Annotated in this window: 15 protein-coding genes; 9 read left to right on the forward strand and 6 right to left on the reverse strand. The window is 71.1% G+C overall.

Going from position 1 to position 16,550, the window contains the following annotated elements; all coding sequences use genetic code 11:
* The first annotated feature begins 4 nt into the window (after nucleotides 1–4).
* The 9 genes from ABH928_RS06600 to ABH928_RS06640 all read left to right on the forward strand — a co-directional run bounded on the left by ABH928_RS06600 (nucleotide 5) and on the right by ABH928_RS06640 (nucleotide 10,244).
* Entirely contained in the window at nucleotides 5–922 is a 918-nt protein-coding gene (locus ABH928_RS06600) for a PrgI family protein (protein WP_370063072.1), read from the forward strand.
* On the forward strand, nucleotides 919–2,661 hold the full coding sequence (locus tag ABH928_RS06605) for a VirB4 family type IV secretion system protein (protein WP_370063074.1): 1,743 nt from the start codon (nucleotides 919–921) through the stop codon (nucleotides 2,659–2,661). Before ABH928_RS06600 ends, ABH928_RS06605 begins: the two co-directional genes overlap by 4 nt.
* Nucleotides 2,658–5,072 (forward strand): type IV secretory system conjugative DNA transfer family protein, encoded by a 2,415-nt coding sequence (locus tag ABH928_RS06610; protein WP_370063076.1) that lies wholly within the window; start codon nucleotides 2,658–2,660, stop codon nucleotides 5,070–5,072. Before ABH928_RS06605 ends, ABH928_RS06610 begins: the two co-directional genes overlap by 4 nt.
* An 11-nt stretch (nucleotides 5,073–5,083) precedes the next feature.
* Complete coding sequence (locus ABH928_RS06615; RefSeq protein WP_370063078.1) at nucleotides 5,084–6,103, forward strand: replication-relaxation family protein; 1,020 nt, start codon at nucleotides 5,084–5,086, stop codon at nucleotides 6,101–6,103.
* The gene (locus ABH928_RS06620) at nucleotides 6,073–7,050 is read left to right on the forward strand and encodes an NlpC/P60 family protein (RefSeq protein ID WP_370063080.1); all 978 of its coding nucleotides are present in this window, start codon (nucleotides 6,073–6,075) and stop codon (nucleotides 7,048–7,050) included. The genes ABH928_RS06615 and ABH928_RS06620 overlap by 31 nt, the downstream gene beginning before the upstream one ends.
* A gap of 144 nt (nucleotides 7,051–7,194) precedes the next feature.
* Nucleotides 7,195–7,851 (forward strand): helix-turn-helix domain-containing protein, encoded by a 657-nt coding sequence (locus tag ABH928_RS06625; RefSeq protein WP_370063082.1) that lies wholly within the window; start codon nucleotides 7,195–7,197, stop codon nucleotides 7,849–7,851.
* 605 nt (nucleotides 7,852–8,456) lie between these two features.
* The gene (locus ABH928_RS06630) at nucleotides 8,457–9,173 is read left to right on the forward strand and encodes a hypothetical protein (RefSeq protein ID WP_370063084.1); all 717 of its coding nucleotides are present in this window, start codon (nucleotides 8,457–8,459) and stop codon (nucleotides 9,171–9,173) included.
* A 271-nt stretch (nucleotides 9,174–9,444) separates the two neighbouring features.
* A complete protein-coding gene (locus tag ABH928_RS06635) occupies nucleotides 9,445–10,017 on the forward strand; it encodes a DUF2975 domain-containing protein (protein WP_370063086.1) in 573 nt (190 codons plus the stop codon).
* On the forward strand, nucleotides 10,017–10,244 hold the full coding sequence (locus ABH928_RS06640) for a helix-turn-helix domain-containing protein (RefSeq protein ID WP_370063088.1): 228 nt from the start codon (nucleotides 10,017–10,019) through the stop codon (nucleotides 10,242–10,244). The genes ABH928_RS06635 and ABH928_RS06640 overlap by 1 nt, the downstream gene beginning before the upstream one ends.
* Before the next feature lie 527 nt (nucleotides 10,245–10,771).
* On the opposite strand, the gene ABH928_RS06645 is transcribed toward ABH928_RS06640, so the two are convergent.
* From ABH928_RS06645 to ABH928_RS06670, 6 genes are all read right to left on the reverse strand, one after another.
* Complete coding sequence (locus ABH928_RS06645) at nucleotides 10,772–12,610, reverse strand: hypothetical protein (RefSeq protein WP_370063090.1); 1,839 nt, start codon at nucleotides 12,608–12,610, stop codon at nucleotides 10,772–10,774.
* A 39-nt stretch (nucleotides 12,611–12,649) separates the two neighbouring features.
* Nucleotides 12,650–13,774, reverse strand: coding sequence for an AAA family ATPase (locus tag ABH928_RS06650; RefSeq protein WP_370063092.1), 1,125 nt, complete (start codon nucleotides 13,772–13,774; stop codon nucleotides 12,650–12,652).
* Nucleotides 13,775–13,868: 94 nt separating this feature from the next.
* Entirely contained in the window at nucleotides 13,869–14,663 is a 795-nt protein-coding gene (locus tag ABH928_RS06655; RefSeq protein ID WP_370063094.1) for a DUF317 domain-containing protein, read from the reverse strand.
* A gap of 69 nt (nucleotides 14,664–14,732) precedes the next feature.
* Nucleotides 14,733–15,140: a hypothetical protein gene (locus tag ABH928_RS06660; RefSeq protein ID WP_370063096.1), complete on the reverse strand. Its 408-nt coding sequence runs from the start codon at nucleotides 15,138–15,140 to the stop codon at nucleotides 14,733–14,735.
* 80 nt (nucleotides 15,141–15,220) lie between these two features.
* Nucleotides 15,221–15,739 (reverse strand): hypothetical protein, encoded by a 519-nt coding sequence (locus tag ABH928_RS06665; RefSeq protein WP_370063098.1) that lies wholly within the window; start codon nucleotides 15,737–15,739, stop codon nucleotides 15,221–15,223.
* A 40-nt stretch (nucleotides 15,740–15,779) separates the two neighbouring features.
* Nucleotides 15,780–16,148, reverse strand: a complete 369-nt coding sequence (locus ABH928_RS06670) for a hypothetical protein (RefSeq protein WP_370063100.1) — start codon at nucleotides 16,146–16,148, stop codon at nucleotides 15,780–15,782.
* Nucleotides 16,149–16,550 lie beyond the last annotated feature (402 nt).

The following is a 16,550-nucleotide window of genomic DNA, read 5'->3' on the forward strand; positions in this document are numbered from 1 at the left end:
ATCGTTGGGTCGCAGAGATGCCGAGCCTCCCTCCTGGGACCAGCTGGTCAAGATCCCCGCCGTCGACACCGAGGACCGGCTCCTGGCCAACCTGACCGCCCGCCAGGCCGCACAACTCGCAGCCGTCACCGTCGCTCTGTGGCTGGCCTGGCAGCTGGCGCAGTGCGTCGGCGTCCCGCCCTTGGCCTACGGCGTCGTCGCGCTCCCGGTGATCGCGGCTTCGGCGGCGGCGGTGCTCACCCGCCGCGACGGACTGTCGATGGATCGCTGGCTCGCCGCTGCCCTGCGCCACCGCGCGAGCCCGAAGCGGCTCGTCCCCTCCGGGCGTGCCGAAACCCCGCTGGCGCGGCTGCCGCTTCCAGCAACCGACGTGGACGAGCACGGCCTGCTCCACCTTCATCCAGGAGGCTGCTCTGTGCTCGCCCGTGTGGCGAGCGTCAACCTTGCCCTACGGACGGACGCCGAACAGCGGGCGTTGGTGGGCGCGTTCGGGCGGTGGCTCAACGCGCTGTCGGGGCCGGCGCAGATCCTGGTTCGCACTCAGCCGGCCGACCTGACCCCGCTCGTCGCCGCCCTGGAACAGAACGCGCCCGCGCTGCCGCACCCGCTCCTGGAAGACGCCGCGCGCGAGCACGCCGCTTACCTGGCTGAACTGGGCCGCACCCGGGACCTGCTGGCGCGCCAGGTGTTCGTCGTCCACCGCGAGGAACGAGGAGATCCGGCCGCGACCACGAGGCTGCGCGCCCGAGCCGCAGAGACAGCCCAACTGCTGGGAGCCGCAGAGGCCACCGTCTCCGCGCTCGGCCCCGCGGAGATGTACTCCGTCCTCCAGACGGCCTGCGACCCAGGAGCTCCCGCTCATCCAAACCCGGCCCTGCCCCATCAGCCCGTCACCGCCCCGGCTCTGCGAGGAGATCAGTGACCCCGAGCACCCTTCGGCGATCCGCCGACCACGTCCGCCCGTTGGATGCAAACCGGCTGGAACTCGGCCCGGACAGCGTCGAGGTGACCCCGCGCTGCCTGTCCGTCGGCAACCAGATCGCCGCCACCCTCCTGGCCACGGCCTACCCGGCCGAGGTCGCCCCCGGATGGCTGGACCCGCTGCTCACCTATCCCGGCCGACTCGACGTCAGCCTCCACATCACCCCGGTCCCCGCAGCCGTGGCCGGGGACCGGCTGCGCAAGCAGCGTGCCCGGCTGGACTCGGCTCGCCGTGCCCGATACCGCGACGGGCGGTTGGACGACCCGGAGAACGAGGCCGCCGCCATCGACGCGGCCGAACTCGCCTGGCGCGTCGCCCGCGGCGAGGGAAAGCTCTTCCGCGTCGGCCTCTACCTCACCGTCTACGCCACCGACTTGGACGCGCTCGCGGACGAGGTGAGCGCGGTCCGCGCGATCGCGGAATCCATGCTGCTGCGGGTACAGCCCGCCACCTGGCGCGCCCTCAAAGGCTGGACCACCTGCCTGCCCCTGGGCGTGGACCAGCTGGAGGCGCATCGCACCTTCGACACCGCCGCGCTCGCCGCCGCGTTCCCCTTCTCCAGCCCCGACCTGCCCCTCCCAGACGCCGGACACGGTGTGCTGTACGGGACCGGCGGCACCGGACTGGTGCTGTGGGACCGATGGAGCCTGGACAACCACAACTCAGTGACCCTCGCCTGCTCCGGCGCGGGCAAGTCCTACTTGACCAAGTTGGACCTGCTCCGCTCCCTCTACCAAGGCGTGCAGGCGTTCGTCGTCGACCCAGAGGACGAGTACACGCGCCTGGCCCAGGCCGTGGGCGGCGCCGTTATCCGCCTCGGCGAGCCGGGCGTGCACCTCAACCCGCTCGACCTCGACCCCGCCGACGGCGACCAGGCACTGCTGCGGCGAGCCCTGTTCACGCACACCTTCCTCACCACGCTCCTCGGCACCGAGTTCACGGGCGAGGAGAAGGCGTTGCTGGACACCGCGATCCTGGACGCCTACCGCAGCGCCGGCATGACCGCCGACCCGCGCACTCATACCCGCCCGGCCCCACTGCTCGCCGATGTCCAGGCGGCACTTACGGCGAGCCCGGTCCCGGCCGCGGCCGCACTCGCCTCACGGCTGGCCCCGTTCACCACGGGCAGCCACCGTGAGCTCTTCGAAGCACCGACCACCCAGTCGCCGGGCGGGCACCTCACCGTGTACTCGCTGCGCCACCTGCCCGACGAGCTCGCCCCCGCCGCGATCCTGCTCGCCCTGGACCGCATCTGGCGCGCCGCCACCAACGCCGCTGACGTTCGACGCCGCCTCGTCGTCGTGGACGAGGCGTGGCTGCTGATGCGTGACGGGGAAGGCGCGCGCTTCCTGTTCCGAATGGCCAAGTCCTTGCGCAAGCACCGCGCGGGGCTCGCTGTCGTCACCCAGGACGCCGCTGACCTGTTGTCCACAGACCTGGGGAAAGCCGTCGTCGCCAACGCCGCGACCCAGATCCTGCTGCGTCAGGCGCCACAGGCCATCGATGCGATCGCCGACGCGTTCAGCCTCTCCGCAGGCGAGGCCGCCTACCTGCTGTCCGCACAGCAAGGTGATGCGCTCCTGTGCGCCGGCCCCGGCAGGAGGGCGGCGTTCCGCTCCTGCGCCTCACCGGCGGAACACCAGCTCGCCGCCGGAACGCCCACCGGTGGTGAGCGATGAGCGGCAGCGGTGGGCTGGTCGCCTACCTCCTGGACCCCGCAGGCCCGCTCACCCGCCTCCCCGCCGTCCTGGCCGACACCGCGACCCGCGGTTGGCCCGTCGCGCTGCCCACTGCCTTCGGCGGTACCGCGCTCGCCACCTGGGCGCGGCGCGCACTGCACCGCCGCCAGCAGCGCCAACTCACCGCCTGCGGGCACCTGCTGGAGATCCTCGCCCCGCCCGTCGTCGACCAGGCCGGAGCCCACGCGCTGTGGGCACACCTGGTCGGCCTGCTGCGCCCGTGGTGGAAGCGGGCAATCGGACTCCAGCCCCACCTCGTGTTCGAGTACCACTTCACCCGCGCCGGCCTGCAGGTGCGGCTGTGGGCGCCGGACCAGATCCCGCAGGTCCTGCTACGCCGAGCCGTCGAGGCCGCCTGGCCCGGCTCCCACACCCGCGGCCTCGCGCAGCGCAAGGCCTCGCCGAACATGCCCATGGAGGTCACCGGCGGAGTGCTGCGGCTGGCCCGACCGGAGATCCTTCCGCTCCGGACCGAACACGACGCCGACCCACTGCGCCCACTGCTAGGAGCAGGACTCGCGCTCGCCGAAGACGAAGAAGCCGTCGTCCAGGTCCTCGCCCGCCCGGCTACCGGACACCGCACCGCGCGCGCGAAGACCCGCCTGCGTGCACTGCGGCAGGGCTCAGCCGCGCCGTCCCGGGTCGGGCGGGTGCTCGACTTGCTCACCCACCAGCCGTCCCGATCCACCGCCGCCCATCGGGACCCGGAGCAGGCCGCCGAGCTGCGCGCTGCTCTGGCCAAGGCCGTGGGCCCGCAGTGGGAGACCTGCGTGCGCTACGCCGTCACCGTCCCCGCCAACCCGCCTGACACGGAAGCCGGAGTGCTGGACCCGGTCGCCCGGGCCCGCGGTCGCGCGCACGCCGTCGCCTCGGCCTTCGCCGTCCACTCCGGTCGCAACTGGTACGCCCGCCACCGGCTTCGCAACCCGGGTGAGGCCATGGCGCAGCGTCACTTCCCGCTGCGCGGCGACCTGCTGTCCGTCACTGAACTCGCCTGCGTCGCCCACCTGCCCCTCGACACCGGAGCGCCAGGCGTCCGCAGGGCCGGCGCTCGCTCGGTCCTGCCGCCGGTCCAGGTTCCCGTGCCCGGCCCCGGGGCCAAGCCGCTCGGCCGGGCCGACACCGGCCCCGACCGCGCCGTCGGGCTGCACATCCCGGACTCGCGACACCACCTGCACATCGTCGGCGCCACCGGCTCTGGCAAGTCCACTCTCATGGCCAACCTCGTCCTGGACGACGTCGCCAAGGGCCGCGGGGTCCTCGTCGTCGACCCCAAGGGCGACCTCGTCCTGGACATCCTCGCCCGCTTGCCCGGGGAAGCCACCGGCCGCACCGTCGTCCTGGACCCCGGCGACCACGCCCCGCCGCCGCGCCTGAACGTCCTGGAAGGCAGCCGCGACCAGGCCGATGTCGTCGTGGACAACCTGGTCGGCATCTTCCGCCGCATCTTCAGCGCGTTCTGGGGCCCGCGCACCGACGATGTCATGCGCGCCGCCTGCCTCACCCTGATGACCTCCGCCACCGCAGGCGCCCACGTCACCCTCGCCGACATCCCCCGCCTGCTCACCGAACCGGTCTACCGGCACCGCACAGTCGCCGGACTGGCCGGTGCGGACAAGACCCTGCGCGGCTTCTGGAACTGGTACGAGCAGTTGTCCGAGCCCTCCCGTGCTGCAGCAACTGGCCCGCTGATGAACAAGCTCCGCGCCTTCCTGCTGCGCACCTTCGTCTCCGACACGATCGCCGCCGGCCCGTCCACCTTCCACCTCGACTCCGTGCTCGACGGCGGCATCGCGCTGGTCCGCCTGCCCAAGGGCGTGCTCGGAGAGGAGACGTCCCGACTCCTCGGCTCCTTCGTCGTCGCCAAGACCTGGCAGGCCGCCGCCCGCCGTGCGGCAGCTGGTGAGCAGCAGCGGCTGGACTGCTCGCTCGTCCTGGACGAGGCGCACAACTTCCTCAACCTGCCATACCCGCTGGAGGACATGCTCGCCGAAGCCCGCGGCTACCGGCTCTCCCTGGCGCTCGCCCACCAGAACCTCGCCCAACTCCCGTCCGATCTCCGCGAGGGCATCTCCGCGAACGCGCGCAACAAGATCTTCTTCAACGCGTCGCCCGAGGACGCGAGGCAACTGGAGCGCCATACCTCGCCTCAGCTCCTCGCTCACGACCTCGCGCACCTCGGCGCGTTCCAGGCGGCCGTCCGGCTCGTCGTCGACCACGCCGACTCCCCCGCCTTCACCCTGGCCACACGCCCCCTGCCGCCCCGCATCCCAGGCCGGGCCACCGAAGTGCGCCTCGCCTCCCGCGCCCGCTTCGGACCCGCCGCCACCCCGACCTCCGTCAACCCGTAGGGAGTTCGCCTATGCCGCGCCGCACCTCCGCCGTGCCCACCGCCGTCACCGTCCGCCGAGGGTCCAGCGCCGCCCCCGCCGCCCCGACGTCCGGTCGCCGTCGGACTCCCCTGGCCGCGCTCGCCGCCCGCCTGACCCCGCGCGACCTGTGGCTGCTCGACATGCTCGCCGAACACACCGCGCTGACCAGCCATCACATCACCGAGCTCGCCTACACCGGCCACCGCACCGCCAACCGACGGCTCGCCACCCTGCACCGCCTCGGCCTGCTCGACTCATTCCGGCTGCGCCTCCCCGTCGGCTCGGCACCCGAGACCTACGTCCTCGGCCAGGTCGGCGCACAGATCCTCGCCGCCCGCCACGCCACCACCCCCGCCGCCCTCGGCTGGCACCCCGAACTCGCGACCCGCACCGCCTACAACCCCGAACTCCTGCACAACCTCGGCGTCGCCCAGTTCTTCGCCCGACTCGCTGCGAACCCACCGGAGCACAGCCGACTGGCACAGTGGTGGTCAGAAGCACGCTGCGCCCGCATCTGGGGAGACCTCGCCCGCCCCGACGCCAAAGGCGAACTCGTCCACGGCGCGCGGCGGGTGGCGTTCTTCCTGGAGTACGACACCGGCACCGAACCGCTCACCCGCGTGGTGGCCAAGCTCGACGACTACGCCGAACTCGCCCTCACCACCGGAATCCGCCCCCTCGTGGCATTCACCCTGCACAGCCACCGCCGCGAAGCACACCTCCGCGAACGCCTCACCGGCCACCACGCACTGGCCAGCATCGCGGTCGCCACCACCGCGCGCGACCTGCCCGCCGACGGCAGCCCCGACTACCGGCCCGGAGAAGCGGTCTGGCTGCCCGTAGGCGTGCCCACCCGCCGTGCTCGCTTGATCGACCTCCCGACCGTGTGGCCGACAGCGCTCCAGCCCACCACGCTTACCTCACCCGTGCCCGACCCCTCCCCGCTGCCCGCCCCCAACCCGCTGCCACCCACCGACGCATGGACGGCCGGTCTTCTGCGGCAGAGCTGATCGCCTTGGCCACCGCCGAGTTGAAGGTGGCGGGCGGCACCGCGGTCGGTTGCTTCGGCGCGCTGCTGCTCGCCACCGTCACAGCCGCCACTGCCGTCACCATCGCCACGGCGGTGGCCACCGGACCGCTCGCCCTCATCGGCGCCGGAGGCGGCGCGGGAACAGCCGCCTCCGGCGCCGACATCCCGCCCGCCATGCTCGCCCTCTACCAGCAGGCCGCCCCCACCTGCCCCGGCCTGCCCTGGACCATCCTGGCCGGCATCGGCAAAGCCGAATCCGACCACGGCCGCGCCCACGACCAGGTCTCGACCGCCGGAGCACTCGGGCCCATGCAGTTCGAGGCGACGACCTTCGCCCAATACGACCACCCGACCCCGCCCGGCGGCGCGAACCCGCCCACGCCCTGGGACCCCGTCGACGCCGTCTACGCCGCCGCCCGCCTGCTCTGCGCCAACGGCATGACCCACGACCCGGCCAGCATCGACCACGCACTCCACGCCTACAACGACTCCGACGCCTACGAAGCCGAAGTCCTCCGCTACGCCCGGCGGTACGCCACCGCCTACACCGCGGCAGCGACTGTTCCAGGCAGTGGTGCCGCCAGGGCGCTTGCCTACGCCCGCAGCCAGATCGGCGTTCCCTACCAGTGGGGCGCCGAAGACCCCGGCCGTGCCTTCGACTGCTCCGGCCTCGCCCAGGCCGCCTACGCCGCAGCAGGCATCCAACTCCCGCGCACCGCACAACAGCAGTACGACCACGGCCCCCAACTCCCAGCCGGAGCGGCGCTCCAGCCCGGCGACCTCGTCTTCTTCGGCTCCAGCCCAAGCGCGATCCACCACGTCGGCATCGCTGTCAACGCCACCACCATGATCGACGCCCCGCACACCGGCGCGCTGGTGCGCCCCGAGTCGATCGGACATCCGATTGCCGCCACCCGTCCAGGCTGACCAGCGGTGATGATTCCCAGCCCACTTGCAATTGAGCCGATACAGAGCGTCCATGGATTCGCCCGAAGCGCCGCGGTGGCCACCGCGCGGGCACTCCCGGCCGGGAACCCATGGCATCCATTTCGATCAGTGGAGGGGACTCCCATGTCCAGCACGCCCACGAGCAACGCCGTCATGCCGGACGGCCTGGCACAGAACGCCGCCGCCGTCTATGCAGCCCTACGGACCCAACCCGGGCAGACACCCGTAGAGCTCGCCCAGACCACGGGACTCGGCCGATCCACCGTCTCCAAGATCCTCGTCGCGCTCGAAAGCGCACAGCTCGCCCACCGCGAGCGCGGCACCTTCGCCCACAACGGCCGCCAGCCCGATCGCTGGCACCCGAACGACACTGCGAGCGACACCGCCGGTGCGGGCAACGAGTCGAACCACAACGTCCCGAGTGCCTCCAACCGCGTAGAAGACCCCGGGCATGCAAGCACCGTCACGCATGACGACGCGGCGGAAGGAGGCTCCGAGATCGAGACGCCGGAATCAGACGACGCGGGCAACGGGTCCGCTGAAGCCACCCACGAGCCGGTAGCGCCGCAGCCCGCCAGTCGACTGGGACAGGGCGGCCTTCGAGCCCTGGTCCTCGACTACCTCCAATGCCACTCGGAGGATCCCACCTCGCCCACGAAGATCGCCCGCGCCCTGGGCCGCAGCTCCGGTGCCGTCGCAAATGCCCTGGTCACTCTGGTCAACCTCGGGCAGGCCGAGATGGTCACCAGCAAGCCCCGAACCTACCGTCTCAAGCAGTAACCGCATCGCCGCAGCTCCTCGGAGCCCTGCGCACAGAGCCTGGCGGGTACGTATAGGGGGCGGCGTCTGATGATGCCGCCCCAAGCGTTCGTCATTTGCGGTGCTACGTCCGGGCTGCACGGACTACCGAATGGACCGCTGCAGCATGGCGGTTGATATGCAATTGATTCGTATCCCTGCAGTTGTCCTCAAGCCCGCCCCGTGAGGTTGCCTTCATCGGCACAGTAGGGGATCTATTTTATTTGCCACCATTGACACCTTATGGCCAGGAAGATCCGGTATCTGCCGCGCCTCTACGGACCCGGCGCCGCCCCAGCACGCCCTGGCGCACGATGCCAGGCACTCGACCAGGATGACTTCATTAGACAACTGGCCTGCATCCCTTCGTTTTCCGCCTGTGCCCTCGGCGCCGTAAGCGGAGTCGGGCCTGGGTATGCGTACCTGAGTAATGAGAGTCATTGACGCGAACAAGGCAAGTACTGGTAGATTCCAGCGCGCCAAAGGGAAGTTGAATCTGCATCAGCTTCATTGGATTCTCCGGAGAGCTTTCCGGACCCCGCATGCGGAACGAACTCCCCGCACTTCTATCCAGTATGGGAGATTCAGTGATTCGCCCACCACTCAAGCATCTGCGCGTCCCGATCGCAGCACTCGGCCTGCTGCTCGGTGCCGCGTTCGCAGCACCGGCGAGCGCGGCAGCCGCCACGCCCGCCTCCCACTCCGCCGTCCCGGCGGTGACGATCCAGCAGCCGACCCTGGTGACCATGCCGACGGGGCAGGTCGTCGGCCTTTCCCACGTCACGCCGGACTCGAAGTCGCACACCTACACGTTCAAGGTGTCGGCGCCCGCGTCGGAGTGCGCGTCCCTCGCGAAGGCCTACCCGAAGCTGAAGGCCGGGAAGTCCTGCGAGAACACCGAGACGATCTACGTCGGCCCGAAGCAGATGCACATCCGCAAGGCCACCGCGTACGCGCCGGCCACGGTCTGGTACACGGCCGTGACCTCGGACGAGCAGTGCTCCGTCCTCTACCGCTGTACAGGCTGGCACCAGTCGGTCAGTGCACAGTTCGAGTTCAACGGCGGCTGGGTCGCCAACGACTACCTGGACTGCAACGACTCGGGCGGCATCTTCTACGTCGTCTCGGTCACCTGGTGCGGGACATGGAACAACGGCGCGACGATCGCCAGCGGCGGCAAGATGAACGCCGGCGACGACTTCAACATCAGCGCCGTGGTCAAGAGCATCCCGATCGGGGGCTCACACGCGACCCGAATCTGGTGCACCGTGGACGGCCAACTCTCGTACACCACTCCCTACTGACGGGGCGACCTGGCGTCCCTAGCTAATCGCTTTGCCAGTGCAGTTGAAGACCTTCGGCCGTCCCAGTGGAAGTGGGACGGCCGAAGGGGCTCATGGACCCCGCCGTTGCCCGGCACCCAAGCGGGGTTGACATGTTCCGGGCCGGACTCCTACGGTCGAGTATATCGAAAAACGATACAGGCAGGCAGGTATGGGCATCGTGGAATCTCCCGCCCAGAGCAACCCAACCGAACCACTGCGCACCCCGTCCCGAGCTGCCTTCACGGCTCTGGTGGCACTCGTAGTCCTGGCCGGCCTGCTCGCGGTCCTCGGCCTCAACAACTTCTACGGATGGGGCACCCCCTCTCCGGCGTGCCTGGACGCGCCAGCCGACCTCCTCCACTTCCAGGGCAGTGGAGCCGCCCTGGCCGGCCTTCATACGAACGGCACCAGCTTCGCCGAGACGTTCAATGTGTGCGCCCAACACCCCAGCACCGGCCAGACCACTCTGCGCACAGTCGCCGAGGCAACCCCGATGCTGTTCCTCCTGCTGGGCCTCGCCCTGGTTGTGCGCCTCCTGGACTCGGCACACCACGAAGGGGTCTACTCCCTCAAGGTGGCGCGACGCCTGCGGATCCTCGGATGGTCACTCATCGGCGGCGAGCTGGCCACCAGCTTTGCGCAGGCGATCGCCAACCGACAGCTCCTCGCGAGCCTGACGCAGTACCACCTCGGCTTCTCCGCGGTCATGGAGCTTTGGCACCTGTCCTGGGTCCTACTTCTTGTGGGCATCGGTGTTCTGACCTTCGCTCGCATCGTGCGGACGGGGCACGAGATGCGCGCGGAACTCGACGGGGTCATCTAATGGGAGAGGATCACGGCATCGTCGTCCATCTCGATCGCCTGCTGGAGCAGCGCGGCATGACGCTCTCAGAGCTGCCCGATCTAGTCGGGATCAGCTACGCCAACCTGTCGGTGCTCAAGAACGGACGAGCGCGGGCCATCCGCTTCTCGACGTTGACCAGGCTGTGCGAAGCTCTGGAGTGCCAGCCTGGGGACCTGCTGGAGATGCGTGACCTGCTCCCTTCCTGAGACGAGATCTTCTGCCAGGGCTGCCTCGGTCTACCCGACAGGCGGAACTAGGCAGCCGATGGAGGCCTCACTGGTCGACTCCGTCACCGCTGGTTGAGCATCCGGATCACTCAGTTGGTGAGCAGTCGTCCAGGCGGTTGTCCTAACTCAGCCGCACGGCCTTGGCTCGAACTCCGGCCTTCTGTCCCGAAGCACATCTCGGATGCCAGAGTGAGCACCGGCATCCCTCACAGCAAGCCGTCGAGCTAGATGGCGGGACTTGGTGCGGGACCGCGCCCTCCAGCTCTGCGGCCCGTCTCCCGCACCCACGCTCCCCGAGGAGGTGGTGTGCTGCTGCCCTGCGGTTCAGCGCGCGGTCGGTCGAGTGGTGGCGCCGAGCCTGGCGAGAGGCGGCGATGCCGGACTGCTGTCGCGCGGGGGGCGCCGGGAAGACCGCCGGCCACTGAAGTCCCGGCCTCGGACAAGAAACCGTGCGGGCCCGTGGCCGGGGTGCTGTCCCAACGGGACCGCGCTGCAGGCGTCTTGGATCAACTTGTGTGGGACAACGCCGTGATGGCCGCGTGGGCGATGGCGTTGATGGCGTCGGCGGGGTTGGCGAGTTCGAGGAGCGTGACGCCGGGTGGCGGGGTGGTGTTCTGGTGGAAGGTGAGCCAGAGGACGGCGCAGCCGCTCGTGTTCAAGTGATTGATGCGCTTGGTGGCGCGGGTGGTTTCGTCGGGGTGATACCGGGCGTCGGAGGCGATGACGAGGAGGCGGGCACTGCCCGGGTGGGTGAGGTCGAGTCCGGCGGTGAGAGCGTCGATAGCTTCGGCGAGGCTGTGGCCTGCGCCGGTGGCGGTGAACTCGCTGACCTGGGTGGGGGTTCGTCCCGGGGCAGTGACGGCGGTGAGGTGGGAGTCGTAGGCGACGGTGGCGGCGCGGGAGGCGGGGTCGGTCAGGGCTGTCGCTTTGGCGAGGATCCAGGCGGCCGACGCAATGGGCGCGGTGGCGGCGGCCATGGAGCCGGAGATGTCGACGGCGACGCCGACGCGCAGCGGCGGGTTGGGGGTGTGACGGCGCTGGACGCTGGTCCAAGGCTGCGCGGTGGGAGTTGCTCCGGCGGCTTGTTGGGCGGTGCGGGCGAGGGCGGCGCGCATGTTGAGGCGGCCGGGTGGTGCGGTGCTGGTGTTGACGGTGTCGGTGCGTTCGCGGTAGGCGGCGGCGCGGAGGGCGCGGGCGAGTTGGACGGCTGCACGCTGCTCGGCAGGCCTCGGTGGGCGGGTGCCCGTGATCGGCGAGCGGGCCGGTCGCCCCTTCCGTGCGGTGCTTGCGGGGGTGTAGGGGCGGGCTCCGGGGGCGAAGACGGCCTTGGCGGTGGCGGCGGCTTCACGCCGGTGGGCGGCCTGTTCGGCCTTGGCGTCGCTGCGGCGGGCGCTGGCGGCTCGGGCAGCGCGTTCGGCGGCGGCCTGAGCGCGCTCGTTCTCGGTGATGTGGCCGGTGACCTGCCCGATGGCGTCGGCCAGCGTCCCGGGCCCGCTCACCGAGCCGTTCCCGCTGCTGTTGTTGGCGGGCGGGGGCGGGGTGGTGGGGTCAGTGTTGAGGGCGTCGCACCAGGCGCGGGCGTGGTCGAGCATGGCGGCGGCGTCGGTGTCGCCGGTGGTGTGCGCGTCATGCCAGATCCGGGTCAGCTCGGCCAGGAGGTCGGGGCCGAGGACCTGTTCCGCGAGATCGTGGAGGGGTTGGGCTTCGTCGGGGTCGAGGATTCCGGCGTCGCGGCGGGCGAGGACGAGGGCGGCGGCGTGGGCGGTGTGCCAGCGGCTCGTGGGCGGGCTCGTTGCGAGGGCGTCGAGGATCAGCTGGCGGACGATGGCGCGCAGGTAGCGGCGGTCGGCGGGACGTTGGGCGAGGTGGGCGCGTTCGGCGCGTGATTCCTCCAGGAGCTGCGCGGCGTCGTCGAGGGCGGTGCCGAGCAGGTGGGTGGGTGTGGTCCAGAGGGAGTGGGCGGCGTGGGCGGCCTCGTGGACGAGCGCGCCCCACGCCGTCGGGTAGCGGTCCTCGTCGCCTGGGAATTCAGGCCGGATGCGGGCTGGGTGCAGGGGGTTGAAGACGTGGGTGGAGACCTCGATGCTGGCGAGGGTGGGGAAGTAGGCGGCGGGTGCGCCGGAGCGGGTGGTGTGTTCGCAGGTGACGATGATGTCGTCGCGTCCGGCCAGGTCCGGCAGGCGGGCGGTGAGGGCGGCGGAGACCCGGAGCCAGTGGCGTTCCAGGTCGGCGGTCCGCGCCGACGGGGTAGGGGTGGTGCCGCCGTCATCGGACCACCGGTCCAGGTCGGCATCGGTGGCGGACTGGGCGGGCGGGGCGTGGTGGACGTGCCGGTGACCGGTCATCGCAACGGGTCTCCTTCTGGTGAAGCGTGGAGCAGGGGTTCAGAGTTGGCGGCCGAGGGTGAGTGCGGTGACGGGGCGTCCGACGGCCTTGGTGACGATCTCGGTGATCAGGTCGCGGTCCTCGAGGGGTGCGATGCCGACGAGGTTGGCGAAGGCGGTGTCGGGGCCGAGGATGTCGGCGATCTTCTGGAAGGCGATGAGTTCTCGCAGTTGGGGTGCCCAGCCGAGGTCGCCTGCCTGTTGGCGGGCGGCGAGGTGGCGGCCGATCCGCACCGCGCGTCCGTCGATCTTTAGGGCTTGAGCGAGGTCGTAGTCGGATCCGACCTGGATCTGCACGCTGAAGCGGGAGCCGAGAGCTTCGGTGAGGACCGCGCCGTGGACCCCAGGGTTGTGACCCGCTACCACGTAGAAATCGGGGGCTGCCTTGACCGTCTCTCCTTTGTGGGCCTTGACCTGGATCTGGCGGCGGCCGTCCATGGCGGGGTAGAGGGCGGCGAGCACCTTCGGCGAGATGAGGGTGGCGTCGTCGATCAACAGAGCGCGGCCCTCGGTCATTGCCGTTACCAGCGGCCCGTACTGGAACTCATAGCCACCGCTTGCGGTTTGGGTGTATTCGCCGACGAGGTCGGCAACGGTGGTGTCGCCATCTCCGGCAACGGTGATCAGGTCGTCGAAGGCGGCCTCGATCAGGGAGGTCTTGCCGGTGCCGGGCGGCCCGTAGAGGAGGACTGGCACGTTGGCGGCGCGCAGGCGGCGCAGGGCTTCGACGTCGGGCAGCCCAGCGAGGGACCTGGGGCGGTAGGTCTGCCCGTTCGGGCGCACGATCGGGTCGGGACGCCCCGGAGCCGCTGCACCCGACACCGGAGCAGCGTTGGACTGCGGTGGCATGGTGATGGTCGGCGGCGTGCAGGGCGGTGCGGGTGTGTTCGCTGCCACCGTGGCGGTGGTAGAAGTGGCCTGGTAGCGGCGCGGGTTGGCGGACGCAAGCTGGGCGTGTCCGCGCGCGTGGAGGGCCTGGCATGCGTTGCCGACGGCTCCGCCGGAGTGACCAAGCAGTTTGGCGAGCTCGGTCACGCTGAGCGCCGTGGGGGCGTGCTGTTCCAAGGCGCGGGCGACCTGGGCGCGCAGGTGGCCGGGGCGGGTCCTCGGGCCGGACGAAGCCATCGCGGGCGTTTCCCTTCCATGCGGGTGGTGCTGGCCGTAGCGGGTTGGAGGGGTGGGGCCGCCTTGGCGGGGCGGCCCCTGTGCGGGCAGCGGGTCAGGCCGGTGTGCCGGTCCGGGTGTCGGTGGTGCGGGTGAGGTCGAGGTGCTGGCCCTGCCAGAGGCGGCGGTCGAGCTGGTGGGGTTCGCGGATCAGGCCATCGGGGTCGGCGAGGGCGGCGGCGAAGGCCGCGATGTAGTGTGCGGGCGTTTGGGCGGTGAAGGTGGCGGTCCAGACCGGTTGGCCGTCCAGTCCCGGAGTTGCGGTGGCGGTCCAGGCGCGCCGCCCAGGTGTGCCGTCGGGGTGGGGGCGGTGGGAGAGGCGGGCCTGGCCATCGGGGGCGAAGGCGTCGCGTCCGTCGGGGCCGCCGCCGATCACGACCCAGCCGCAGTCGTGAAGCACGGTCCACACCTGGTCGGTGTCCCCCGTTCCGGTGAGGAACGCGGGCGGCTCGCCGCCTTCCGCGTCCGCGTCGGCGAGCACGTGGTGCCAGTCGTGGGCGAGGGCGGTGCCGAGGTCGCCGACCAGTTCGGCGGGGATATGGTCGTCCGCGCCGAAGGACCAGGCGAGCGGTGCGGTGCGGTGGGCGCGGGCCCAGATCCGCCACAGCTCGCGCCGGGCGCGAGTGCCGGCTTCGGGCAGGAATCCGGCATAGAGGCGCTGGCACGGGGAGAAGATGTGGCAGTTCCCAGCGTCGTCGTCGAACCAGGACCACCCAGGGAGGTTGAGGCGGTCCAGGGCGGCGTCGGGTTCGCCCGGGCCTGCGAGGTAGCGGGGCCGCACGGTCACCAGGGGAAAGTCGAGCGCCTCGTCGTCGGGGCCGGTGGTGAGCGCGTCGTGGAGTCGGCTCATGACGGGGTGTCTCCTTCGGGAGGGGCGGGGCGGCGCGACGGCCGCCCCGGGCCAGTGGGTGATGGTGCGTTAGAAGGTGAGGCTGGCGGGGTCGGCGGTCCAGGCAATGTCGTAGGCGGGGTTCCAGCGGGTGCCACAGGGGTGCGCGGGCAGGACCTGGAGGTGGTCGGGGTGGAGGATGTAGACCGCCTCGTGCCACAGCGGGTCGGCGTGGCGTTCGGTCAGCAGCTGGGGGTCGTCGTTGCGGGGGCCGTGGCAGTAGCAGCCGCCGAGGCGGGTGAGGGTAGGCAGGTCGGCCCATCCGGCGGGGTGGTCGTGGACCAGGAGGTCGGCCATCGCCTGCGTGTTGCCGTCGAACCGCTGCCGGTGCAGGGCGAGGAGGAGGGGGACGCGGACGCTCGGGTGGCCGTCGTGGTGGACGTAGCGGCCGGAGAACCCGGAACCGGTGGGGATCGCGATGATCGATCGACTGCTCATGGTGACATCAACTCCCTGGTGCTGACGGTTGGGTGGGGTGGTGCCGTCCGCGTGCGGACGGCACCGTGCGGGGCTGTGGGTCAGCGGGCGGTGCATCCGGCGTGGCCGCAGCCGCAGGGCCGGGTGCAGGCGCAGGTGCAGGGCCCGGCGGTGCGGTAGCGGCGCGGCCCGGGCAGGATCCGCAACCGCTCGGACGCGGTGGGCGTGGGCGGCTCGGTCAGGCGCTCGTAAGCGTCGATCAGCTCGTCGAGGTGTTCCAGGGCCTGGTCGAGCTGGCCGGTGAGGAGGTCGATCTCGGCCCCGAGGGTGGCCATGACCGTGGCGAAGCTGCCCCGTACCGTCAGGCGGCCACCGGAGCCGAGTCGGCCCAGGTTGTCGCGGGCGTGGCCGATCCGGCTGCGCAGGGCGTCAGTGAGGGCGTCGGCGTCCCGGGCTGCACCGGCGATCAGCCGGGCCAGGGCCAGGCGTGCGGGCGAGCCGCTCACCTGCTGCAGCAGCTCGGTCCGGGTGGTGCCGAGCCGCTCGTGCAGGCGATACGCACCTGGGCGCAGGGCCGGGTTCGGGCCGTCGGGGGTGGGGTTGGTCGGGGTGCTGCTCATAGTCGAGTTCTCTTTCGCGGGGTGTCGGGGTGGTGGGGGATCAACTCGCCTGCAGCGCAGGCAGGTCGGGGTGGATCGGGCAGTTCCAGTCGGTGGCGCGCTGCTCGGGTGTGGCATCCAGGCCGAGGCCGGGGTCGATGCGGACCTCGTAGTGGCAGGCGCGGAGCATCCGCGTCGCGTCGGTGGCCATCCGCTCGGCGGCCCCGTCGGGGAGGTCGTAGGGGAGGCGGTGGTAGCGCTCGCCGAAGTACCGCTCCGCCAGGAACCCAGCCCGGTCGAGCAGGTGGCTGATCAGCGGGTCGTGCCCGTGGGCGGTGGTGCCGTTGCACCAGTGTTGGCAGATGGTCACGACCGGATCGCCGGGCCGGGCCGTCGTCCCGCCGCCGTCGGCGGTGGTGGCGCTGTCCATTCTCATTCCCTTTCCCGCGCCCGCAATTCGGGCGCACTGGTCCCCAAGTAGAGTTCTCCTGGGGAATTCGCGGCATTTCCTTCTTTTTGCCGCCGCCCGGCATCCCCGGGCACATTTCGAAGGTAGCTCGGGTCGGGCCGACGAGTCGAGTCGGAATGGGGCTGGAAAATGCTGGAATTCGCGCGAATTCACGACGCATTCGGTCGTGTAATTCCGAGGCGGCGACCGAAGGTGTCGCGGGCCCAGGCGGCGGGCCGCACTATCGCAGGCACGGCCTCGGTGGTGGCGCGTGGGGTGCGTTGCGCGACCAAGGGGGCGCATCGATCACGCCTCGCGCCCCCGGCGCACGTGGAAGGCGTCCGCGCCCTCTGCGCGGGGGCGGCCCCGTGCGGGCCGGCAGCG

This window comes from Streptacidiphilus sp. MAP5-3 (assembly GCF_041262505.1).
Taxonomy (GTDB): domain Bacteria; phylum Actinomycetota; class Actinomycetes; order Streptomycetales; family Streptomycetaceae; genus Streptacidiphilus.

What these genes read in the sequence shown, in the direction of transcription:
- ABH928_RS06610 (WP_370063076.1), top strand. Translation starts at nt 2,658, where the DNA reads ATGAGCGGCAGCGGTGGGCTGGTCGCCTACCTCCTGGACCCCGCAGGC.
- ABH928_RS06615 (WP_370063078.1), top strand. Translation starts at nt 5,084, where the DNA reads ATGCCGCGCCGCACCTCCGCCGTGCCCACCGCCGTCACCGTCCGCCGA.
- ABH928_RS06620 (WP_370063080.1), top strand. Translation starts at nt 6,073, where the DNA reads ATGGACGGCCGGTCTTCTGCGGCAGAGCTGATCGCCTTGGCCACCGCC.
- ABH928_RS06625 (WP_370063082.1), top strand. Translation starts at nt 7,195, where the DNA reads ATGTCCAGCACGCCCACGAGCAACGCCGTCATGCCGGACGGCCTGGCA.
- ABH928_RS06640 (WP_370063088.1), top strand. Translation starts at nt 10,017, where the DNA reads ATGGGAGAGGATCACGGCATCGTCGTCCATCTCGATCGCCTGCTGGAG.
- ABH928_RS06645 (WP_370063090.1), bottom strand. Translation starts at nt 12,610, where the DNA reads ATGACCGGTCACCGGCACGTCCACCACGCCCCGCCCGCCCAGTCCGCC.
- ABH928_RS06650 (WP_370063092.1), bottom strand. Translation starts at nt 13,774, where the DNA reads ATGGCTTCGTCCGGCCCGAGGACCCGCCCCGGCCACCTGCGCGCCCAG.
- ABH928_RS06655 (WP_370063094.1), bottom strand. Translation starts at nt 14,663, where the DNA reads ATGAGCCGACTCCACGACGCGCTCACCACCGGCCCCGACGACGAGGCG.
- ABH928_RS06660 (WP_370063096.1), bottom strand. Translation starts at nt 15,140, where the DNA reads ATGAGCAGTCGATCGATCATCGCGATCCCCACCGGTTCCGGGTTCTCC.
- ABH928_RS06665 (WP_370063098.1), bottom strand. Translation starts at nt 15,739, where the DNA reads ATGAGCAGCACCCCGACCAACCCCACCCCCGACGGCCCGAACCCGGCC.
- ABH928_RS06670 (WP_370063100.1), bottom strand. Translation starts at nt 16,148, where the DNA reads ATGGACAGCGCCACCACCGCCGACGGCGGCGGGACGACGGCCCGGCCC.